The 16,828-nt window shown below is 66.8% G+C and carries 10 protein-coding genes; 6 read left to right on the forward strand and 4 right to left on the reverse strand.

Annotation, left to right across the window (positions count from 1 at the left end; translation table 11 throughout):
• Positions 1 to 19: 19 nt before the first annotated feature.
• Positions 20 to 1,597, forward strand: a complete 1,578-nt coding sequence (gene gshA, locus PJ259_RS14300; RefSeq protein ID WP_271653263.1) for a glutamate--cysteine ligase — start codon at positions 20 to 22, stop codon at positions 1,595 to 1,597.
• 855 nt (positions 1,598 to 2,452) lie between these two features.
• Here the strand turns inward: gshA and argA are convergent.
• Positions 2,453 to 3,751 carry an amino-acid N-acetyltransferase gene (gene argA, locus PJ259_RS14305; RefSeq protein ID WP_059316479.1) on the reverse strand — a complete coding sequence of 433 codons (1,299 nt, stop codon included), beginning with the start codon at positions 3,749 to 3,751 and terminating at the stop codon, positions 2,453 to 2,455.
• A 163-nt stretch (positions 3,752 to 3,914) separates the two neighbouring features.
• The gene (argE, locus tag PJ259_RS14310; RefSeq protein ID WP_271653264.1) at positions 3,915 to 5,075 is read right to left on the reverse strand and encodes an acetylornithine deacetylase; all 1,161 of its coding nucleotides are present in this window, start codon (positions 5,073 to 5,075) and stop codon (positions 3,915 to 3,917) included.
• A gap of 171 nt (positions 5,076 to 5,246) precedes the next feature.
• Between argE and PJ259_RS14315 the strand changes: the two genes are divergently transcribed.
• From PJ259_RS14315 to PJ259_RS14330, 4 genes are all read left to right on the forward strand, one after another.
• Entirely contained in the window at positions 5,247 to 6,596 is a 1,350-nt protein-coding gene (locus PJ259_RS14315) for a CYTH domain-containing protein (protein ID WP_059316481.1), read from the forward strand.
• A gap of 184 nt (positions 6,597 to 6,780) precedes the next feature.
• A complete protein-coding gene (locus PJ259_RS14320; RefSeq protein ID WP_059316482.1) occupies positions 6,781 to 8,562 on the forward strand; it encodes a GspE/PulE family protein in 1,782 nt (593 codons plus the stop codon).
• Between the two features lie 44 nt (positions 8,563 to 8,606).
• Positions 8,607 to 12,956 (forward strand): PAS domain S-box protein, encoded by a 4,350-nt coding sequence (locus tag PJ259_RS14325; protein ID WP_271653265.1) that lies wholly within the window; start codon positions 8,607 to 8,609, stop codon positions 12,954 to 12,956.
• Between the two features lie 73 nt (positions 12,957 to 13,029).
• Entirely contained in the window at positions 13,030 to 13,344 is a 315-nt protein-coding gene (locus PJ259_RS14330) for a DUF2388 domain-containing protein (protein ID WP_017639490.1), read from the forward strand.
• An 80-nt stretch (positions 13,345 to 13,424) separates the two neighbouring features.
• Here the strand turns inward: PJ259_RS14330 and gcvH are convergent, their stop codons facing one another.
• Positions 13,425 to 13,808 carry a glycine cleavage system protein GcvH gene (gene gcvH, locus PJ259_RS14335; RefSeq protein ID WP_271653266.1) on the reverse strand — a complete coding sequence of 128 codons (384 nt, stop codon included), beginning with the start codon at positions 13,806 to 13,808 and terminating at the stop codon, positions 13,425 to 13,427.
• Positions 13,809 to 13,885: 77 nt separating this feature from the next.
• Positions 13,886 to 14,929 (reverse strand): glycoside hydrolase family 5 protein, encoded by a 1,044-nt coding sequence (locus PJ259_RS14340; protein ID WP_271653267.1) that lies wholly within the window; start codon positions 14,927 to 14,929, stop codon positions 13,886 to 13,888.
• Positions 14,930 to 15,382: 453 nt separating this feature from the next.
• Between PJ259_RS14340 and PJ259_RS14345 the strand changes: the two genes are divergently transcribed.
• Positions 15,383 to 16,711 carry a PQQ-dependent sugar dehydrogenase gene (locus PJ259_RS14345; RefSeq protein ID WP_271653268.1) on the forward strand — a complete coding sequence of 443 codons (1,329 nt, stop codon included), beginning with the start codon at positions 15,383 to 15,385 and terminating at the stop codon, positions 16,709 to 16,711.
• Positions 16,712 to 16,828: the final 117 nt, after the last annotated feature.

Here is a 16,828-nt window from a genome sequence, read left to right on the forward strand (position 1 = left end):
ACCGCCATAGGAAGTCAACTTGAGCGATATCCTGTCCCGCCGCCTGGCCCTGCTCGGCGCTGATCCCACCCTTCTGGCCGAATGCCTGCACGGTATCGAACGCGAGACCTTGCGGGTGGACGCCCATGGCCAGCTGTCCCGGCGCCCTCATCCGCAGGCCCTGGGATCGGCCCTGACCCATCCGCAGATCACCACGGACTACTCCGAGGCCCTGCTGGAATTCATCACCCCCACCGGCACCCGCACGCCCGAGGTGCTGGCGGCCCTGGATCGAGTGCACCGCGCCGCGGTCGCCGAGCTCGACGGCGAGCGCCTGTGGAGCGGCTCCATGCCCTGCGCGCTGCCGGCCGAGGACGAGATCCCCATCGCCGATTACGGCAGCTCCAACATAGGTCGACTCAAGCACGTCTACCGCCGCGGCCTGGCCCTGCGCTACAGCCGTACCATGCAGTGCATCGCCGGCATCCATTACAACTTCTCGCTACCGGAGCCGGCGTGGGAACTCTTGCGTCAGCACGAAGGCGATTCCAGCGACGCCCGTGACCATCAGTCGGCGCGCTACATCGCCCTGATCCGCAACTTCCGGCGCTACAGCTGGCTGCTCATGTACCTGTTCGGCGCTTCGCCAGCGCTGGACGTGGGCTTCCTGCGCGGCCGGCCGCACCAGTTGCAGACCCTCGACGAGCGGACCCTGTATTTGCCCTATGCCACCAGCCTGCGCATGAGCGATCTGGGCTACCAGAGCAACGCCCAGGCCAGCCTGACGCCGGACTACAACGACCTGACCACCTACACCGAGAGCCTGAGACGCGCGGTGGGCACGCCCTACCCGCCCTATGCGGAGATCGGTACCCACCAGAACGGCGAGTGGGTGCAGCTCAACACCAACATCCTGCAGATCGAGAACGAGTACTACGCCACCATCCGCCCCAAGCGCGTCACTCGCAGCGGCGAGCGGCCGGTGCAGGCGCTGATGGCCCGTGGCGTGCAGTACATCGAGGTGCGCTGCCTGGACATCGATCCCTTCCTGCCACTGGGCATCGACACCACCGCTGCGCTGTTCCTCGACGCCTTCCTGCTCTATTGCGCCCTGGAAGGCAGCCCGCCGCTCAACGGCGAGTGCCGCGAATGCACCGACAACTTCGCCAGCGTGGTGCGTGAAGGCCGCAAGCCCGGCCTGCGCCTGCAACGCCATGGCGCTTCGGTGACCATGATCGACTGGGCGGCGGAGATGCTCGACCAGATCGAACGCTGCGCCGAGACCCTGGATGCCAGCCTGGGTGGCGATGCCCATCGCCAGGCGGTGGCAGTGCAGCGGCAGAAGCTGGCCGATGTCCGCCTCACCCCTTCGGCGCGGGTGCTGCAGGAACTGCGTGAGTGCGGCGAAAGCTTTGCCGACTTCGGCCTGCGCCAGAGCGAGGCCCATGCGGCCTATTTCGCCAGCCACCCGCTGAGCGAAGGCGAGCAGGCCTGCTATGCCCAGATGGCGCGCCAGTCGCTGGACGAGCAGGCGGAGATCGAGGCGGCGCCCCAGGGGGATTTCGATACCTTCGTGGCGGCCTATCAGGCCAGCATTCTGGCGACGATCGGGGTGTGAGTACGTAGCGTGGACAAGGTGGCGCGGTTGCCACGCGACCTATCCAGGGATGCAGAGCGGGGATGTAGGTTGGGTTGAGCGAAAGCGAAGCCCAACACCTGGGTTTGGCTTGGAGTTGCCCTGGCTGATTAGCGTGTTTTGCTGATAGCTCTTATTTCGCCCACCCGGGCAACTCACTTTTTTCAGTTGCGGCTGCGTGCTCCTGACTACGCGTCCCGGACTACGCGTCCCGGACAAAAGTAAGCAAAAACGCTTGCCCCAAACATCCGGCCCTCCGCTTCGCTCCAGGTGACTCGCGTTGCTCGCCCTTCGGGCCAGCCTGCGGCTGTTACTTCGCTGCGCTACGTTTCGCTCACGCCAGCGCCGTTCCGGGGTCGGCCTACACGGGCCATCCATGGCCCGTGTAGGCCTCTCGCCGCATCCCTTCGGCTCAACCCCTCCAGGACACTGGCGTTCGCCCTTCTGAACGGGGCGATTCGCCAACCTGGAAATTCTGGTTGTAAAGCCGTGAATAGCCCGTAGCCCGTAGCCCGTAGCCCGTAGCGTGGACAACGGCGAAGCCTTGTCCACTGATAGCAGCGGTGCCCACCAGTGGAAAACGCTGCGCGGTTTTCCACGCTACGTCTCCAGACGCCAGCGGGCGAATCGATGGTTGATGAGGGCGCCTTCCGATATCGATGCAGAAGTGCCAGCTGCGCCTTGGAGCGGTTTCAGTTCGGACTGGAGCTATCGCGGCCATGGGCCGCTCCTAACAGGTGTGCCTAGAATGTGTAGGAGCGGCCCATGGCCGCGATGACGAGCGGCTTGGTAGCGTTGGGCTTCGCTCCGCTCAGCCCAACCTACGCTCACGTTCGTCTACAGGCTCTTCTCGAAGATCTTCGAATTGCGCTGAAAGTTGTACAGCGACGCCCGCGCAGCGGGCAGCCGCTCCACGCCGCTCGGCTCGAAGCCGCGTTCGCGGAACCAGTGGGCGGTCTTGGTGGTGAGCACGAACAGGGTGCCGAGGCCACGCTCGCGGGCGCGCTGCTCGATGCGTGCCAGCAGGGCGTCGCCACGGCCGCCGTGGCGGTAGTCGGGATTCACCGCCAGGCAGGCCAGCTCACCCGCGGCTGATTCGGCGATGGGATAGAGCGCTGCGCAGGCGATGATCAGGCCTTCGCGTTCGACGATGCTGAATTGCTCGATCTCGCGCTCCAGCACCTCGCGGGAGCGGCGGACCAGGATGCCCTGCTCTTCCAGCGGACGAATCAACTCCATCAGGCCGCCGACGTCGGCGATGGTCGCCTCGCGCAGGGTCTCGAAGGGTTCCTGAGCCACCAGGGTGCCGCTACCAGCGCGGGTGAAAAGCTCGGTGAGCAACGCGCCATCCTCGGCGTAGCCGACGATGTGGCAGCGCCGCACGCCACCACGGGTGGCCTGGGCGGCGGCGTCGAGCAATTCGGCCTGGTAGGAGCTGCCCAGGCGCGCCAGATGGGTGGGGATCTGCTGCGGACCGATCTCGCGGATCAGGGCGCCATGCTCGTCCAGCAGGCCCGGTTCGGCGCCGTAGAGCACCAGCTTGTCGGCGCCCAGGTCGATGGCGGCGCGCATGGCGACGTCTTCGCAGGCCAGGTTGAAGGTCTCGCCGGTGGGGGAATAGCCCAGGGGCGAAAGCAGCACGATGGTGCGCTCGTCGAGCAGGCGACCGATACCACGGCGGTCGATGCGGCGGACTTCACCGGTGTGGTGGAAGTCGACGCCGTCCTGCACTCCTACCGGCCGTGCGGTGACCAGGTTGCCGCTGGCCACCCGCAGGCGCGAGCCCTGCATGGGCGAGGCGGCCATGTCCATGGACAGCCGTGCCTCGATGGCGCTGCGCAGGCTGCCGACCGCGTCGATCACCGCTTCCAGGGTCGGGCCATCGGTGATGCGCAGGTCGTTGTAGAAGCGCGGTTCGATGCCACGGGCGGCCAGGCGCGATTCGATCTGCGGGCGCGAACCGTGCACCAGCACCAGGCGTACGCCCAGGCTGTGCAGCAGGACCAGGTCGTGGACGATGTTGCCGAAGTTGGGATGGGCGACGCCGTCACCGGGCAGCATGACGACGAAGGTGGCGTCGCGGTGGGCGTTGATATAGGGGGAGGCGTGGCGGAGCCAGTTGACGTATTCGTGCATCGAGACGAAGACCCTTGGTGGATAGGCGTGAGGGTGAACGAGGGCAGGCAGGGCGTTCAGCGTCGTCGCAGCACGGAGGTTCCTCGACAGGGAGCGGATGGGCAGGCAGGGTCAGTAGACCGCCTGGAGTTTACAAAAAGTCACGCCGGGCGCGCGGGTCTGTTCATCGGACAGCCGCCACCTCGCCCAGGCAGTAGTGGCCGATCAGTTGCCGCAGCAGCTTGACGGTAGGCGCGATGCGCGCCAGCGCCAGGTGCTCCTCGGGCTGGTGCGCGCAACTGATGTCGCCGGGGCCGAGCACCAGCACCTCCTGGGTGATCGCCTGTAGATAGGGTGCCTCGGTGGCGAAGGCCACGGCGTCGGCGGTATGGCCGGTGAGGCGTTCGGCCAGGCGCACCAGCTCGGCCTCGGCCGGCTGCTCGAAGGGCGGCACGGCGGGAAACAGCGGCTGGTAGTCGATCTGTACCCCGAAGCGCTCGGCGAGCGGCAGGAGCCGCCCGCGGATGGCGTGGCGCAGGGCTTCTGGCTGCATGCCTGGTAGCGGACGCAGGTCGAATTCCAGGGTGCACTGGCCGCAGATACGATTGGGGTTGTCACCGCCATGGATGCAGCCGAGGTTGAGGGTCGGCTGGGGCACCAGGAACAGCGGGTTGCGGTACTCGCGCTGCCACTGGGCGCGCAGGTCGAGCAGCTCGCCCATCACCGCCTGCATGGCGTCCAGGGCGCTGTGGCCCAGTGTCGGATCGGAGGAATGGCCACTCTGACCCAGGATGTCGATGCGCTCCATGAGAATGCCCTTGTGCAGGCGAATCGGCCGCAGCCCGGTCGGCTCGCCGATCACCGCGGCGCGGCCCAGCGGGCGTCCGGCCTCGGCCAGCACCCGGGCGCCGTCCATGGAGGATTCCTCATCGCAGGTGGCCAGCACGATCAGCGGCTGGCGCAGTTGGCGCAGATCCAACTCGCGCACCGCCTCGAGGATCAGCGCGAAGAAGCCCTTCATGTCGCAGCTGCCCAGCCCGTACCAGCGATCGTCGGCTTCGCGCAGACGCAAGGGATCGGCCTGCCAGAGGACCTCGTCATAGGGCACGGTGTCGGTATGGCCAGCCAGCACCAGCCCGCCCGGACCGCTGCCCAGGGTGGCGATGAGATTGAACTTGCCCGGCGCCACCTCCTGGGTCTCGCAGGCGAAGCCCAGGGCACCGAACCAGTCGGCCAGGCGGGCGACCACCCCGGCGTTGGACTGGTCCAGCGCCGGCTGGGTGCAACTTACCGAGCTCTCGGCGATGAGGGTGGCGAACAGAGCTTTCAGCGCGGGCAGAGTCATGCGGGGCCTCCTGGTCACGACCCCATCATGGCGTCATCCGCCCGGCGATGAAACCTTCATGGGCCTTGAACGCGTGGACCGGCTAAACTAGCGGCCACGTTCTCGCCGTCCGTCGTCATGACGCGCTCGGCACGGAGCCGGACCGTTCTCTTCCGGCGCCAGGATCCTGCAATGGCCAAAGAAACCGAAATCAAGCTGCGCGCCAGTGCGGCCACCCTCGACGCCCTGCGCGCTCATCCGCTGCTGAAGAAGCGCTGCAAGGAAGGCTGGCAGCGTCACGAACTCTCCAACTGCTATTACGACACCGACACCCGCGACCTGGCCCATGCCAAGGTCGCCCTGCGCGTGCGGCGTGATGGCGACCGCTACATCCAGACGCTCAAGAGCCGCGGCCAGAGCCTGGCCGGGCTGTCCGAGCGCAACGAATGGGAATGGCCGTTGGCCGATGCCACCCTGGACACCGCGCTGTTCGACGACAGCTGCTGGCCCGCTGAGCTGGCCGACCTGGACCTACGCCGCCTGCAGCCGGTGTTCGACACCGACTTCGTCCGTGACGCCGCGGAAATCGCCTGGGGCCGGGGCAAGACCCGTACCGTGATCGAGGTGGCCCTGGACCAGGGCGAAGTGCGCGCGGGCGAACAGCGCGAAGCCATCGCCGAGGTCGAGCTGGAACTGCGTCAGGGCGAACCGGCGACCCTGCTGGAGCTGGCCGAGCAACTGGCCGCCGAGCTGCCGCTGATGCCCTGCGACATCAGCAAGGCCGAGCGCGGCTATCGCCTGCACGATGCGTCGAGCTACACCCTCTATCTGTCCGCGCCGGAACTGGACGCCGAGACGCCACTGGACGAAGCCGTCGCCCGCCTGGGCTGGCACCTGCTGGCCGGCAGTCAACGCCTGGCCGAACAGTATCGCTGGAACGGTCACTGGCGCCTGCTGGTGGACTGGGTGCACCAGCTGATCGATCTGCGTGCGCTGCTCGGCAGCCTCGGTCAGGCCGCGCCGCGCGCCACCAGTCGCGACCTGCGCCAGGCCCTCGATGAGCTGCTCGCCGATTGGCGTCCGCTGGCCGTGATCGGTCAGGACGACGAGGAAGCGCGCCGCCAGGCGCCGCAGCGCTTTGCCGCCGAACTGGAACAGCCACGCTGGGGCCTGTTCTCCCTGCGTGCCGCGCGCTGGCTGCATGAGCGCGCCTGGATCCAGGGTCGTACCGGTCGCGGCGAGCGCCAGGGCGTGACGCCGCTGGGCCAATGGCTGCCACGCCTGCTGGCCCAGGAGGCGGCTGAGCTGCCGCTGCTGCGCGCCATCACCGAACCCGAGCTGATCCAGCAGCAGCTGCCGCGCCTGGAACGGATGCAGGTCTGGCTGCACCTGGCGCGTGGTGCCCTGGACCTGCCCGAGGCCGACCGCCTGTATGGCGAACTGGGCAAGCTGGCCCCACTGAGTGCCCATGGCGATCTCGCCGGGGTGGCCGAACAGGCCCGCCTGGTTTACGGGCTGGCACCCTGGAAAGCCCTGGCCTGAGCCGCCGGACGGCAGGACAGAGGCGCGCCTGCCGTCTACGCTGATGGCACAAGGCCGCGAGCGATTCTGTCGCACAAAGTCGCTATGCTGAAGGAGGCGACCGTCCTAGAGGTTACGAGAGGAAGGTCGCCCCCGGTCAGAGACCGGGCATCATCCGAGGCGACCACCTTTTCAAGGAGTCCAGATGTCCGCCATAGCCTCCTCTTCCGCTGATCGTTGGCTCGACCTGGGCGATATCCTGCGTGAGCTGGTCAGCCAGCGGCGGATCGACCAGCAGACCGCCGAACAGTGCCTGCTTCTGCGCCGCGGCTCGGCCAATCCGCAGCAGCATCCGCTGGAGTTCCTGGCGGCGCAGAGCGTGGACGACCTCAGCCGTCCGGGGCGCAAGCTGGATCTGGACAGCCTGACCCGCTGGCTGGCCGACTATTCGAAGCAGCCTTTCTACCGCATCGATCCGCTCAAGGTGGACGTGGCCTCGGTCACCCCGCTGATGTCCTATGCCTTCGCCCAGCGCAACAAGATCCTGGCCGTGGCGGTGAGCCCGGACGAGGTGACGGTGGCCAGCGCCCAGCCCTTCGTGCACAGCTGGGAGAGCAACCTCACCCATGTGCTGCAGCGGCCGATCAAGCGCGTGGTGGCCAGCCCTGCGGACATCACCCGCTATACCCAGGAATTCTTTCGCCTGGCCCGCTCGGTCACCGGCGCTTCGGCGGTCGAGCAGAAGAGCAGTGGCGTCGGCAACTTCGAGCAACTGGTCAATCTCGGGGCCGCCGATGGCGAGCCGGATGCCAACGACGCCCACATCGTCAATATCGTCGACTGGCTGTTCCAGTACGCCTTCCAGCAGCGCGCCAGCGATATTCACGTCGAGCCACGGCGCGAGCAGGGGGCGGTGCGCTTTCGCATCGACGGCGTGCTGCACACCGTCTACCAGTTCCCCGCCCAGGTCACCCTGGCGGTGGTCAGCCGGATCAAGAACCTCGGCCGCATGAACGTCGCCGAGAAGCGCAAGCCCCAGGATGGCCGGATCAAGACGCGCATGGCCGGCGAGAAGGAAGTGGAGCTGCGGCTGTCGACCATGCCCACCGCCTTCGGCGAAAAGCTGGTGATGCGGATCTTCGACCCGGACGTGCTGCTCAAGAGCTTCGACCAGCTCGGTTTCTCCGCCGACGACCTGCGTCGCTGGGCCGACATGACCGGGCAACCCAACGGCATCATCCTGGTCACCGGGCCCACCGGCTCGGGCAAGACCACCACCCTCTACACCACCCTCAAGCAACTGGCCACGCCCGAGGTCAACGTCTGCACCATCGAAGACCCCATCGAGATGGTGGAAGACGCCTTCAACCAGATGCAGGTGCAGCCGAACATCGAGGTGACCTTCGCCAGTGGCGTGCGGGCGCTGATGCGGCAGGACCCAGACATCATCATGATCGGTGAGATCCGCGACCTGGAAACCGCCGAGATGGCCATCCAGGCGGCGCTGACCGGCCACCTGGTGCTCTCCACCCTGCACACCAACGACGCCCCCAGCTCGGTGAGCCGCCTGATCGAGCTGGGCGTGCCCTACTACCTGATCCGGGCCACGGTCCTGGGCGTCATGGCCCAGCGTCTGGTACGGACCCTGTGCCCGGCCTGCAAGACGCCCATCGAGCTGGACCCGGCCGCCTGGCAGGAGCTGACCAAGCCCTGGAACGCACCGCTGCCCACGGGAGCCATGCGCCCGGTGGGCTGTCCGGAATGTCGCGACACCGGCTATCGCGGTCGTGCCGGGGTATACGAAATCCTCACCCTCTCCGATAGTCTGCGTGAACTGGTGACAGCGGATACCGACATCACCGCCCTGCGGCGGCAGGCATTCAAGGAAGGCATGCGCAGTCTGCGGCTGTCCGGCGCGCAAAAGATCGCCGCCGGCCTGACCACCGTGGAAGAAGTCTTACGCGTCACGCCTCAGAGTGAACGTTAGCGCCTAGCGCCCAGGCCCCGCGAGCGGAACAAGGATAGCCAGCCGTGCAGACAACCGTCGTCACCCCTACGGCCCTGGATGCCGAGGACGCCGAGCAGCGCCATCGTCGCCAGGAAGCCCTGGCGGCCTATGGCCTGCTCGATGGCCAGCCGGAGCCGGCCCTCGACGACCTGGTGGAACTGGCTGCGACCCTTTGCGAGACGCCCATCGCCGCGGTCAACCTGCTTGGCGAACAGCAGCAGCGGTTCATCGCCGAGCGCGGCCTGGGCGTGGCGGAAATTCCCCTGGCCCTGTCTTTCTGCCAACACCTGCATGCGGCCCAGGAGGCGCGGCAGATCGAGGACCTCAGCCAGGATCCGCGCTTCGTCGACAACCCCCTGGTGACCGATCCGGCGGGCCTGAGATTCTATGCCGGTGCGCCGCTGCGCACGGCCGACGGCGTCTTTCTCGGCACCCTGTGCGTGCTGGACTGGCAACCGCGCGACCTGAGCCCGGCGCGACTGACCGGCCTCGAACGCCTTGCCCGCCAGGTACTGCGTCTGTTCGAGGCCCGACTGCCGGCGACCTCGCCCACGCGGCACAGTACCCTCGACGAGACCCACTACCGCGCCCTGATGGACGTCAACCCGCAGATCATCTGGTTCGCCCGGCCCGATGGCACCTTCGAATACGCCAATCGCTACTGGTACGAATACAGCGGCCTGAGCCCCGCCAGCACCGTCGCCGATCCCGACCTCTGGGCCGATGCCATCCACCCCGACCACCGCCCGCACCTGTTGCGGCGCTGGCGTGAGGTGCGCCAGCAGCGCGTCGCCGGCAGTCTGGAATTGCAGCTGCGTGATGCCCAGGGTCGCTATCGCTGGTTCGAAACCCGCACCATGCCCTTCACCAACGCCAGCGGCGAGATCGAGCACTGGGTGGGCGTGGCCCAGGATATCGACAGCCGCAAGCGGGCGGAAACGGCGCTCCGCGAAAGCGAGGCCTTCGCCCACCTGCTGCTGGAATCCACCCACGAAGGCTTCTGCGCCCTGGATCGCGAGGGCCGTGCAACCCTGTGCAATCGCGCCTTCCGCCAGATGCTCGGATTGACCGAGGAGCGTGACATCCTTGGCGACCGCCTGGACACCCGGCTTAGCTCCGCGCGCAGCGAAGACGGCGCCCGGGCGCTGCAGCGCGCCGCGAGCGAAGGTGCCACCCTGCACCTCTCCGCCGACGCCCTGCTGCGCGAGGACGGCAGCCTGCTACCGGTGGAATGGCGCGCCCAGCCGCTCTGGCGTGACGGCAAGGTCCAGGGCGCCATCTGTACCTTCGTCGATCTCAGCGAGCGTATCCGCAGCCATGACCGCCAGCGCTTCCTGCTCGAACTGGGCGACCTGCTGCACGGCGTGACCAATACGGGGGAGGTCGCCTCGGTGCTGGGCGACAGCCTGGGCCATCTGCTGGCCGTACAGCGCATCGGCTATGCCCGCGTTGGTCACGACGGTAGCCTGACCATAGACAGCGACTGGCTCGAACAGGGGCGCACCCATCGCCTCAACCTGCCCAGCCTGGGTCACTGGCATACCTCGGCAGTGGAAGAGCTACGCCGCGGCATCATCGTCAGCGTGGAAGACAGCGCCCAGGACGAGCGCCTGGGCGCGATGCGCAGCCAGCTGGTCGAACATGGCGTCCGAGCCGGCCTGGTGGTGCCGCTGCTGGCCGAGGAACAGCTGGTCGGCCTGCTGTTCCTCTATGCCGGCACGCCCCGCCACTGGACCATTGGCGACGTGGCCCTGGTGCGCGAGGTGGCCGAACGCATCCGCATCGTCATCGAGCGCACCGCCGCCGCCGATGCCCTGCGCCTGGCCGAGCAGCGCATCGCCCTGGCCATGGACGTGGCCGACCTGGGCGTCTGGGACTATGACATCGACCGCGATCTGATCAGCTGGGATACGCGGCTCGCCCATCTGGTAGGCGCCGCCGAAGGCCGCTGCTCCCTGCGCGGCGGCGCCCTGCTGCGCGCCCTGCACCCCGCGGATGCACCACGGGTACGTGCCTACGTGAGCGCCGCCATCCAGGACGGCGGCAATGCCTACGACCTGCGGCTGACCTTTCGCGTGCGCAGCTCACGCCAGGGCGAGCCGGTGTGGCTCAGCATCCGCGGGCGCGAGCGCCTGGAGCCCGGCGGTCAGCGCCGCCTGGTGGGGATCGCCCGCGACATCACCCGCGAACGCCATGACGCCGATCGCATCAGCGAGACCAATCGCCAGCTGCGTCGCCAGATCGAGGAACGACGTGAAGCCGAAGCCCGCCAGCATGCCCTCATCGAGCTGGGGGATCGGTTGCGCGAAGGCGATCCGGAAAGCACGGGAGTGGCCGCCGCCCTGGAATTGGTGGGCACGCGCCTGGGCCTGCGCCGGGTCGGTTATGCGCGGCTGGAGGAAAGCCGGGGCGCCTTCGTCCCACAACAGATGTGGACGCCCAATGGCAGTCTCGATCAGGCCCTGGCCTATCCGCTGCTCGCCCCTGACAGCCTGGGCAACCAGGAAGGCGAGGCGCCCCTGGTCATCGACGACGTCAGCCAGGATCCGCGCGCCCAGGCCAATGCCCAGCGTCTGCTCGACCTGGAGATCGCGGCGCTGGTGGACATCCCGCTCTATGAGGACGGTCGCCTGCGGGCCCTGTTCGTCGCCCATGACCAGCGCGCCCGGTTATGGACGGAAGGCGAGGTGCAATTCCTGCGCGATGTCACCGACCGGCTCTGGTCGGCCATCTGCCGGCAGCGCTCCCAGGACGCCCAGCGCGAGAGCGAGGGCCGCTTCCGGCTCATGGCCGACAGCGCCCCGGTGCTGATCTGGGCCTGCGATGCGGACGGCCAGCTGCAATTCGTCAACCAGCGCTTCGCCAGCGAATTCGACCTGCACGACGCCGACCTGCACGACCAGGGCTGGAGCGCTCTGCTCCCGGAGACCGAGTGCCCGGCTTTCGAGGGGACCTTCAAGCAGGCCATCGCCACCCACAGCGCCCTGCGCGCCGAGGTACGGGTGCGCAATGCCCAGGGTGAGTGGCGCTGGCTGCGCCTGGAAGGCACGCCGCGGCTGGAGCTCGACGGGGAATTCCACGGCCTGGTGGGCTGTGGCGTGGACGTGACCGAGGCGCGGCAGACCACCGACCAGCTGGAGCAGCGTATCGCCGAACGCACCCAGGAACTGGGGCGCAGCCATGCGCGGCTGATCGCGGAAATCTACGAACGCGAGCGCACCGAGGAAGCTCTGCGCCAGTCGCAGAAGATGGAAGCCATCGGCCAGCTCACCGGCGGTATCGCCCACGATTTCAACAACATGCTCACCGGCATCGTCGGGGCCCTGGACCTGATCCGTCTGCGCATCGCCAATGGGCGCACCCAGGACCTGGATCGCTACATCAACGCCGCGGTGAATTCGGCCGACCGCGCCGCTGCCCTGACCCACCGACTACTGGCCTTCGCCCGCCGCCAGACCCTGGATCCGCAACCGGTGGACGTGCACCAGCTGGTCGCCTCGCTGCAGGACCTGCTGGTGCGCACGGTGGGCGAAAACGTCGCCTTGCGCCTGGATCTCGCGCCGGTCGCCTGGCTTGCCCACAGCGATACTCACCAACTGGAAAACGCCCTGCTCAACCTGGTTATCAACGGCCGCGACGCCATGCCCGCGGGCGGCGAGCTGTGCATCGCCACCGCCAATCTCAGTCTGGATGGCGAGGCGGCCGCACGCGAATCCCTGGCGCCGGGTGACTACGTACGCCTGAGCGTGGCCGACACCGGCACCGGCATGCCGCCGGAGGTCAAGGCCAAGGCCTTCGAGCCCTTCTTCACCACCAAGCCGGCCGGCCAGGGCACGGGGCTCGGCCTGTCGATGATCTATGGCTTCGTCAAGCAGTCCGGCGGCACCGCACGCATCGACACCGAGCAGGGCCAGGGCACCACCATCAGCCTCTACCTGCCCCGCCACCCGGAGGTGGTCGCGGAGCACGACGACAAGCCCACGACCAAGGTCGCGCCCCGCGCCGAGGCCGGCCAGACCGTGCTGGTGGTAGAGGACGAATACGCGGTGCGCATGATCGTACTGGAGGTACTCGCCGAACTGGGCTACACCGCCCTGGAGGCAAGCGACGCCGACAGCGCCCTGCCGATCATCGAAAGCGGCCAGCGGCTGGATCTGCTCATCAGCGATGTCGGCCTGCCCGGCATGAATGGGCGCCAGCTCGCCGAAATCGCCCGTGGTCGGCGACCCGAGCTCAAGGTGCTGTTCATCACCGGCTATGCCAAGAATGCCAAGGTGCGCGGCGAATTCCTCGGCGAGAACATGGACATGCTGATCAAGCCGTTCGACATTGACGCCCTGGCCGAACGTATCCACAGCATGATCCAGCGCTAGGCTGATGCAGCGGCCTGGAACTCGGCGGACGTCTGAGCTCTCTATAGGAGACCTCAAGAAGGAGATCTCATCCATGCGCCTGAAGAAGCTTGCTCTGGTTTCCCTGATCGGTCTGCCGCTGCTGGCCGCGACCACCGCCGCCAATGCGGATGCGCGGTTCTGGCGGCATGCCGCGACCCTGGGGGCGACCTCCGGCTCGTTCTATACCACCAGCCGTGACGATCACAAGATCGTTGCCGCCACCCAGGACGACGCCAGCTCCTACCTGGCCAGCAACGGCCAGATCCGTGGCCCCTACCTGGAAGCCGCGCTGCGCGACATGCGCGCCGCCGAGCCGGGCCTGCAGGCCAGCGACAACGATCTCGCCATGCGCATCCTGACCCAGTAAGGGCCAGGCAAAAAAGAACCCCGCCGGTCATGCCGTGCGGGGTTCTTTTTTGCCTGTTGCCTGGGCGTGAGGCTGTCGCCTCAGCTCTCGCTGGCCTGGTGATAGCCTTCGGCATCGAGCAGCTTGCCCAGCTCGGCCGGATCCTGCGGCTTGAGCTTGAAGAACCAGGCACCATAGGGTTCGCCGTTGACCTGCTCGGGAGCGTCGGCCAGGGCATCGTTGATGGCGATGACCTCACCGCTCACCGGAGCGTAGATGTCCGACGCTGCCTTGACCGACTCCACCACCCCGGCCTGCTCGCCAGCGCCCAGGGTCTTGCCGACTTCCGGCAGTTCGATGAACACCACATCGCCCAAGGCCTCCTGGGCATGATCGGAAATGCCGACGGTAACGCTACCATCGGCTTCCAGGCGCGCCCATTCGTGGCTGGCGGCATAACGCAGGTCGGCGGGAATCTGGCTCATGAGGGGTCCTCGGGACTGGCACGGTTAAAACTCAAGGGTAGCCTGCCGACCCCGAGGACCGCCATCGCTGGCTGGGGTTAATTGGGCCCGATTCGTGTGCAGCTGCTGTTGTCGACGTACTTCTTAAGCGTCGCCCACTGGGGGCGATCCACGCCATTGATGGGCTCCACCGCCAGGTTGTAGTTGCCCCAACCCGGGCCGGCGGCCCAGTAGCTGGCCGGGATGCAGTGCTGCTTGAGATAGGCCAGCATGTTGTCCATGGCCACCAGCCAACGCGGATCGTCATCGGGTACGCCGAATTCGCCGATGTAGCCCTGCTTGCCGTTCTTCTTCAGCCAGTCGACGAAGGGCTTGACGCGATTCACCCCGACCATGGGATCGAAGCCGCTCATGTCCTTGCTCGCATACTGGCCACCGCCGTCGTTGTCGAAATAGACGTGGGCGGAAAAGATCAGCTTGTCCGCCGGGTCCTTGAGCGCCAGCAGCGGATCGTTCCACTGTGGCCAGCGCGAGGCGCTGGACCAGCCATTGCCCTCGACGATGATGGGATGGACGCTGTCCATGGTGCGGATGCCGTTGATGCCATGCTGGGCGGCGGTCGGCCAGAAGGCCACGGCGTCGTGGGGCTCGTTCATGATGTCGTAGCCGTAGAGCGCCGGATGCTTGCCGAAGCGAAAGGCCAGGCGATAGGTCACGTCCCAGTAGTTGAAGTAGGTGACCTTGCCGGCGCCGATGACTTCGCCGCGATACCGCGCATAGTTGTGCAGGTCGAGGATCACCTTGACGCCGTACTTCTGCGCGTAATTGAGCGTCTGGGTGACCAGCGCGCCATAGTCCGGATCCAGCATTGAGTTCAGCTTGGGTTGGATACGCTCCCAGATGATCGGAAAGCGCACCAGCTTGATGCCCTTGGCGCTCCAGTCCTTGAAGTGCTGCTCGCTGGGAAAGATGTAGTTGCGGTTGTTGATGCCGGGCAGCACCTGGCTGGCGAAGCCGGCACCGGAAAAGTTCAGACCGACCAGTTCGACCGCCTGGGCCGAACCGAAGAGGGCGCTGCTCAGGGCCAGGGTGCCGGCCAGACGTAGGGAAAACTGGCGCAAGCGCCGGGTAAGGGATTGCATGACTGCACCTGTGAAAAGAAATACGCCCCGCCCCCGCAACCTAGCGAGTTCTGGCATGAGCGAGCTCAGGCGGCCGCGTCCTCCTGCGGCGCCGCGTGGTGCGACTTCGTCGTCATTGTTGGAGGTAGCTATCGGCGTCGGCACCCGCAGCTTGAGTGAATATTTCCTTTCAAAAACAATTGGTTGCCGATGTATTTGTGTCAGATTGCCGGCGCTTTTCAGCCGTATTTGCCGCGAGGGAGCTAACGCCTTGAATCAACAGGACTTTCTGTATCCATAAAAAGACAGGAGGGCCTGGATAGCCCTCAAAAAGACCAGCAATGTGGCTACAGTCATTTTTCAAATCGCCCACCCTAATCACTTCAGAGGCTCAGCAGGCCTCCACTACCCCTGGCCCGGAACATTCTCCTGACCCTAGGCTCTACCCCTGCGAGCCCCCGCGAGAGCCCTGCCATGCCCCTTAGCGCGCCCTACCCCGCTCGTACCCTGACCCTGGCCCTGGTGACCGCCACCCTGCTCGGCTGCGGCGAGACCGCCCAGTTGCAACGCGAGGCCGGCTATGGCCCGACGCCGACCCTGCCGGCGCCACACAAGACCCTGCTGCCGACAGTCAACGTGGCGCCAGCGGTCGGCTGGCCCGAGGGCGGCAAGCCCATCGCCGCGCCGGGCACCCAGGTCCAGGCCTTCGCCCGCGACCTGGACCATCCGCGCTGGCTCTATGTACTGCCCAATGGCGATGTGCTGGTGGCGGAAAGCAATGCCCCCAAGCGCGATGACTTTCCCGGCATCAAAGGCTGGATCGCCGGTCTGTTCATGAAGAAAGCCGGCGCCGGGGTGCCCAGTGCCGACCGCATCACCCTGCTGCGTGATGCCGACGGCGATGGTGTCGCTGAGACCCGCACCCTCTTCGCCGAGCACCTCCATTCGCCCTTCGGCATGGCGCTGGTGGGCGAGGACTTCTATGTCGCCAACGCCGATGCCCTGGTGCGCTTCACCTATCGCCCCGGCGCCACCCGCCTGGAAGGCCAGGGCACCAAGGTCACCGACCTGCCGGCCGGCATCAATCACCACTGGACCAAGAACGTCATCGCCAGCCGCGATGGCCAGAAGCTCTACCTCACCGTCGGCTCCAACAGCAACGTCGGCGAGAACGGCCTGGATATCGAGCAGGGGCGCGCCGCCATCTGGGAGCTGGACCGCGCCTCGGGCCAGAAGCGTCTGTTCGCCACCGGCCTGCGCAATCCCAACGGCCTGGACTGGGAGCCCACCACTGGCAAACTCTGGACGGTGGTCAACGAGCGCGACGAAATCGGTAGCGATCTGGTGCCCGACTACGCTACCTCGGTGCAGGACGGCGGCTTCTATGGCTGGCCCTACAGCTACTGGGGTCAGCACCTGGACAGCCGAGTGCAACCGCCACGACCGGACCTGGTGGCCAAGGCCCTTACCCCCGACTACGCCCTGGGCAGCCACACCGCCTCCCTGGGACTGGCCTTCGCCCGCGCTGACACTCGGCTCCCCGAGGCTTTCCATCAGGGCCTGTTCATCGGCCAGCATGGCTCCTGGAATCGTGATCCCAAGAGCGGCTACAAGGTCATCTTCGTACCCTTCCAGGACGGGAAGCCCAGCGGCCCACCACGGGACCTGCTGACCGGCTTCCTCAACGCCAAGGAAGAGGCCCAGGGGCGCCCGGTCGGGGTGGTCAACGACGGTCGCGGCGGTCTGCTGGTGGCCGACGACGTCGGCAACACGATCTGGCGGGTCAGCGCACCGCCACGCTAAGGCGCTACCCCTTTGTTAATCCGTCCTTAAGCGCCTTGGACTAGTCTTGAGCCTGACCATCCTGGGGGATGGTCACCGCTCTTGCCGTGGCAGGCCCGGAGCGGTACAACCGCTCCA

The organism is Pseudomonas sp. JBR1 (genome assembly GCF_028198185.1).
Taxonomy (GTDB): Bacteria; Pseudomonadota; Gammaproteobacteria; order Pseudomonadales; family Pseudomonadaceae; genus Chryseomonas; species Chryseomonas oryzihabitans_E.

Coding starts and splice junctions, on each gene's coding strand:
- argA (WP_059316479.1), bottom strand. CDS start 3,751: ATGCACGAATACGTCAACTGGCTCCGCCACGCCTCCCCCTATATCAAC.
- argE (WP_271653264.1), bottom strand. CDS start 5,075: ATGACTCTGCCCGCGCTGAAAGCTCTGTTCGCCACCCTCATCGCCGAG.
- PJ259_RS14315 (WP_059316481.1), top strand. CDS start 5,247: ATGGCCAAAGAAACCGAAATCAAGCTGCGCGCCAGTGCGGCCACCCTC.
- PJ259_RS14320 (WP_059316482.1), top strand. CDS start 6,781: ATGTCCGCCATAGCCTCCTCTTCCGCTGATCGTTGGCTCGACCTGGGC.
- PJ259_RS14330 (WP_017639490.1), top strand. CDS start 13,030: ATGCGCCTGAAGAAGCTTGCTCTGGTTTCCCTGATCGGTCTGCCGCTG.
- gcvH (WP_271653266.1), bottom strand. CDS start 13,808: ATGAGCCAGATTCCCGCCGACCTGCGTTATGCCGCCAGCCACGAATGG.
- PJ259_RS14340 (WP_271653267.1), bottom strand. CDS start 14,929: ATGCAATCCCTTACCCGGCGCTTGCGCCAGTTTTCCCTACGTCTGGCC.
- PJ259_RS14345 (WP_271653268.1), top strand. CDS start 15,383: ATGCCCCTTAGCGCGCCCTACCCCGCTCGTACCCTGACCCTGGCCCTG.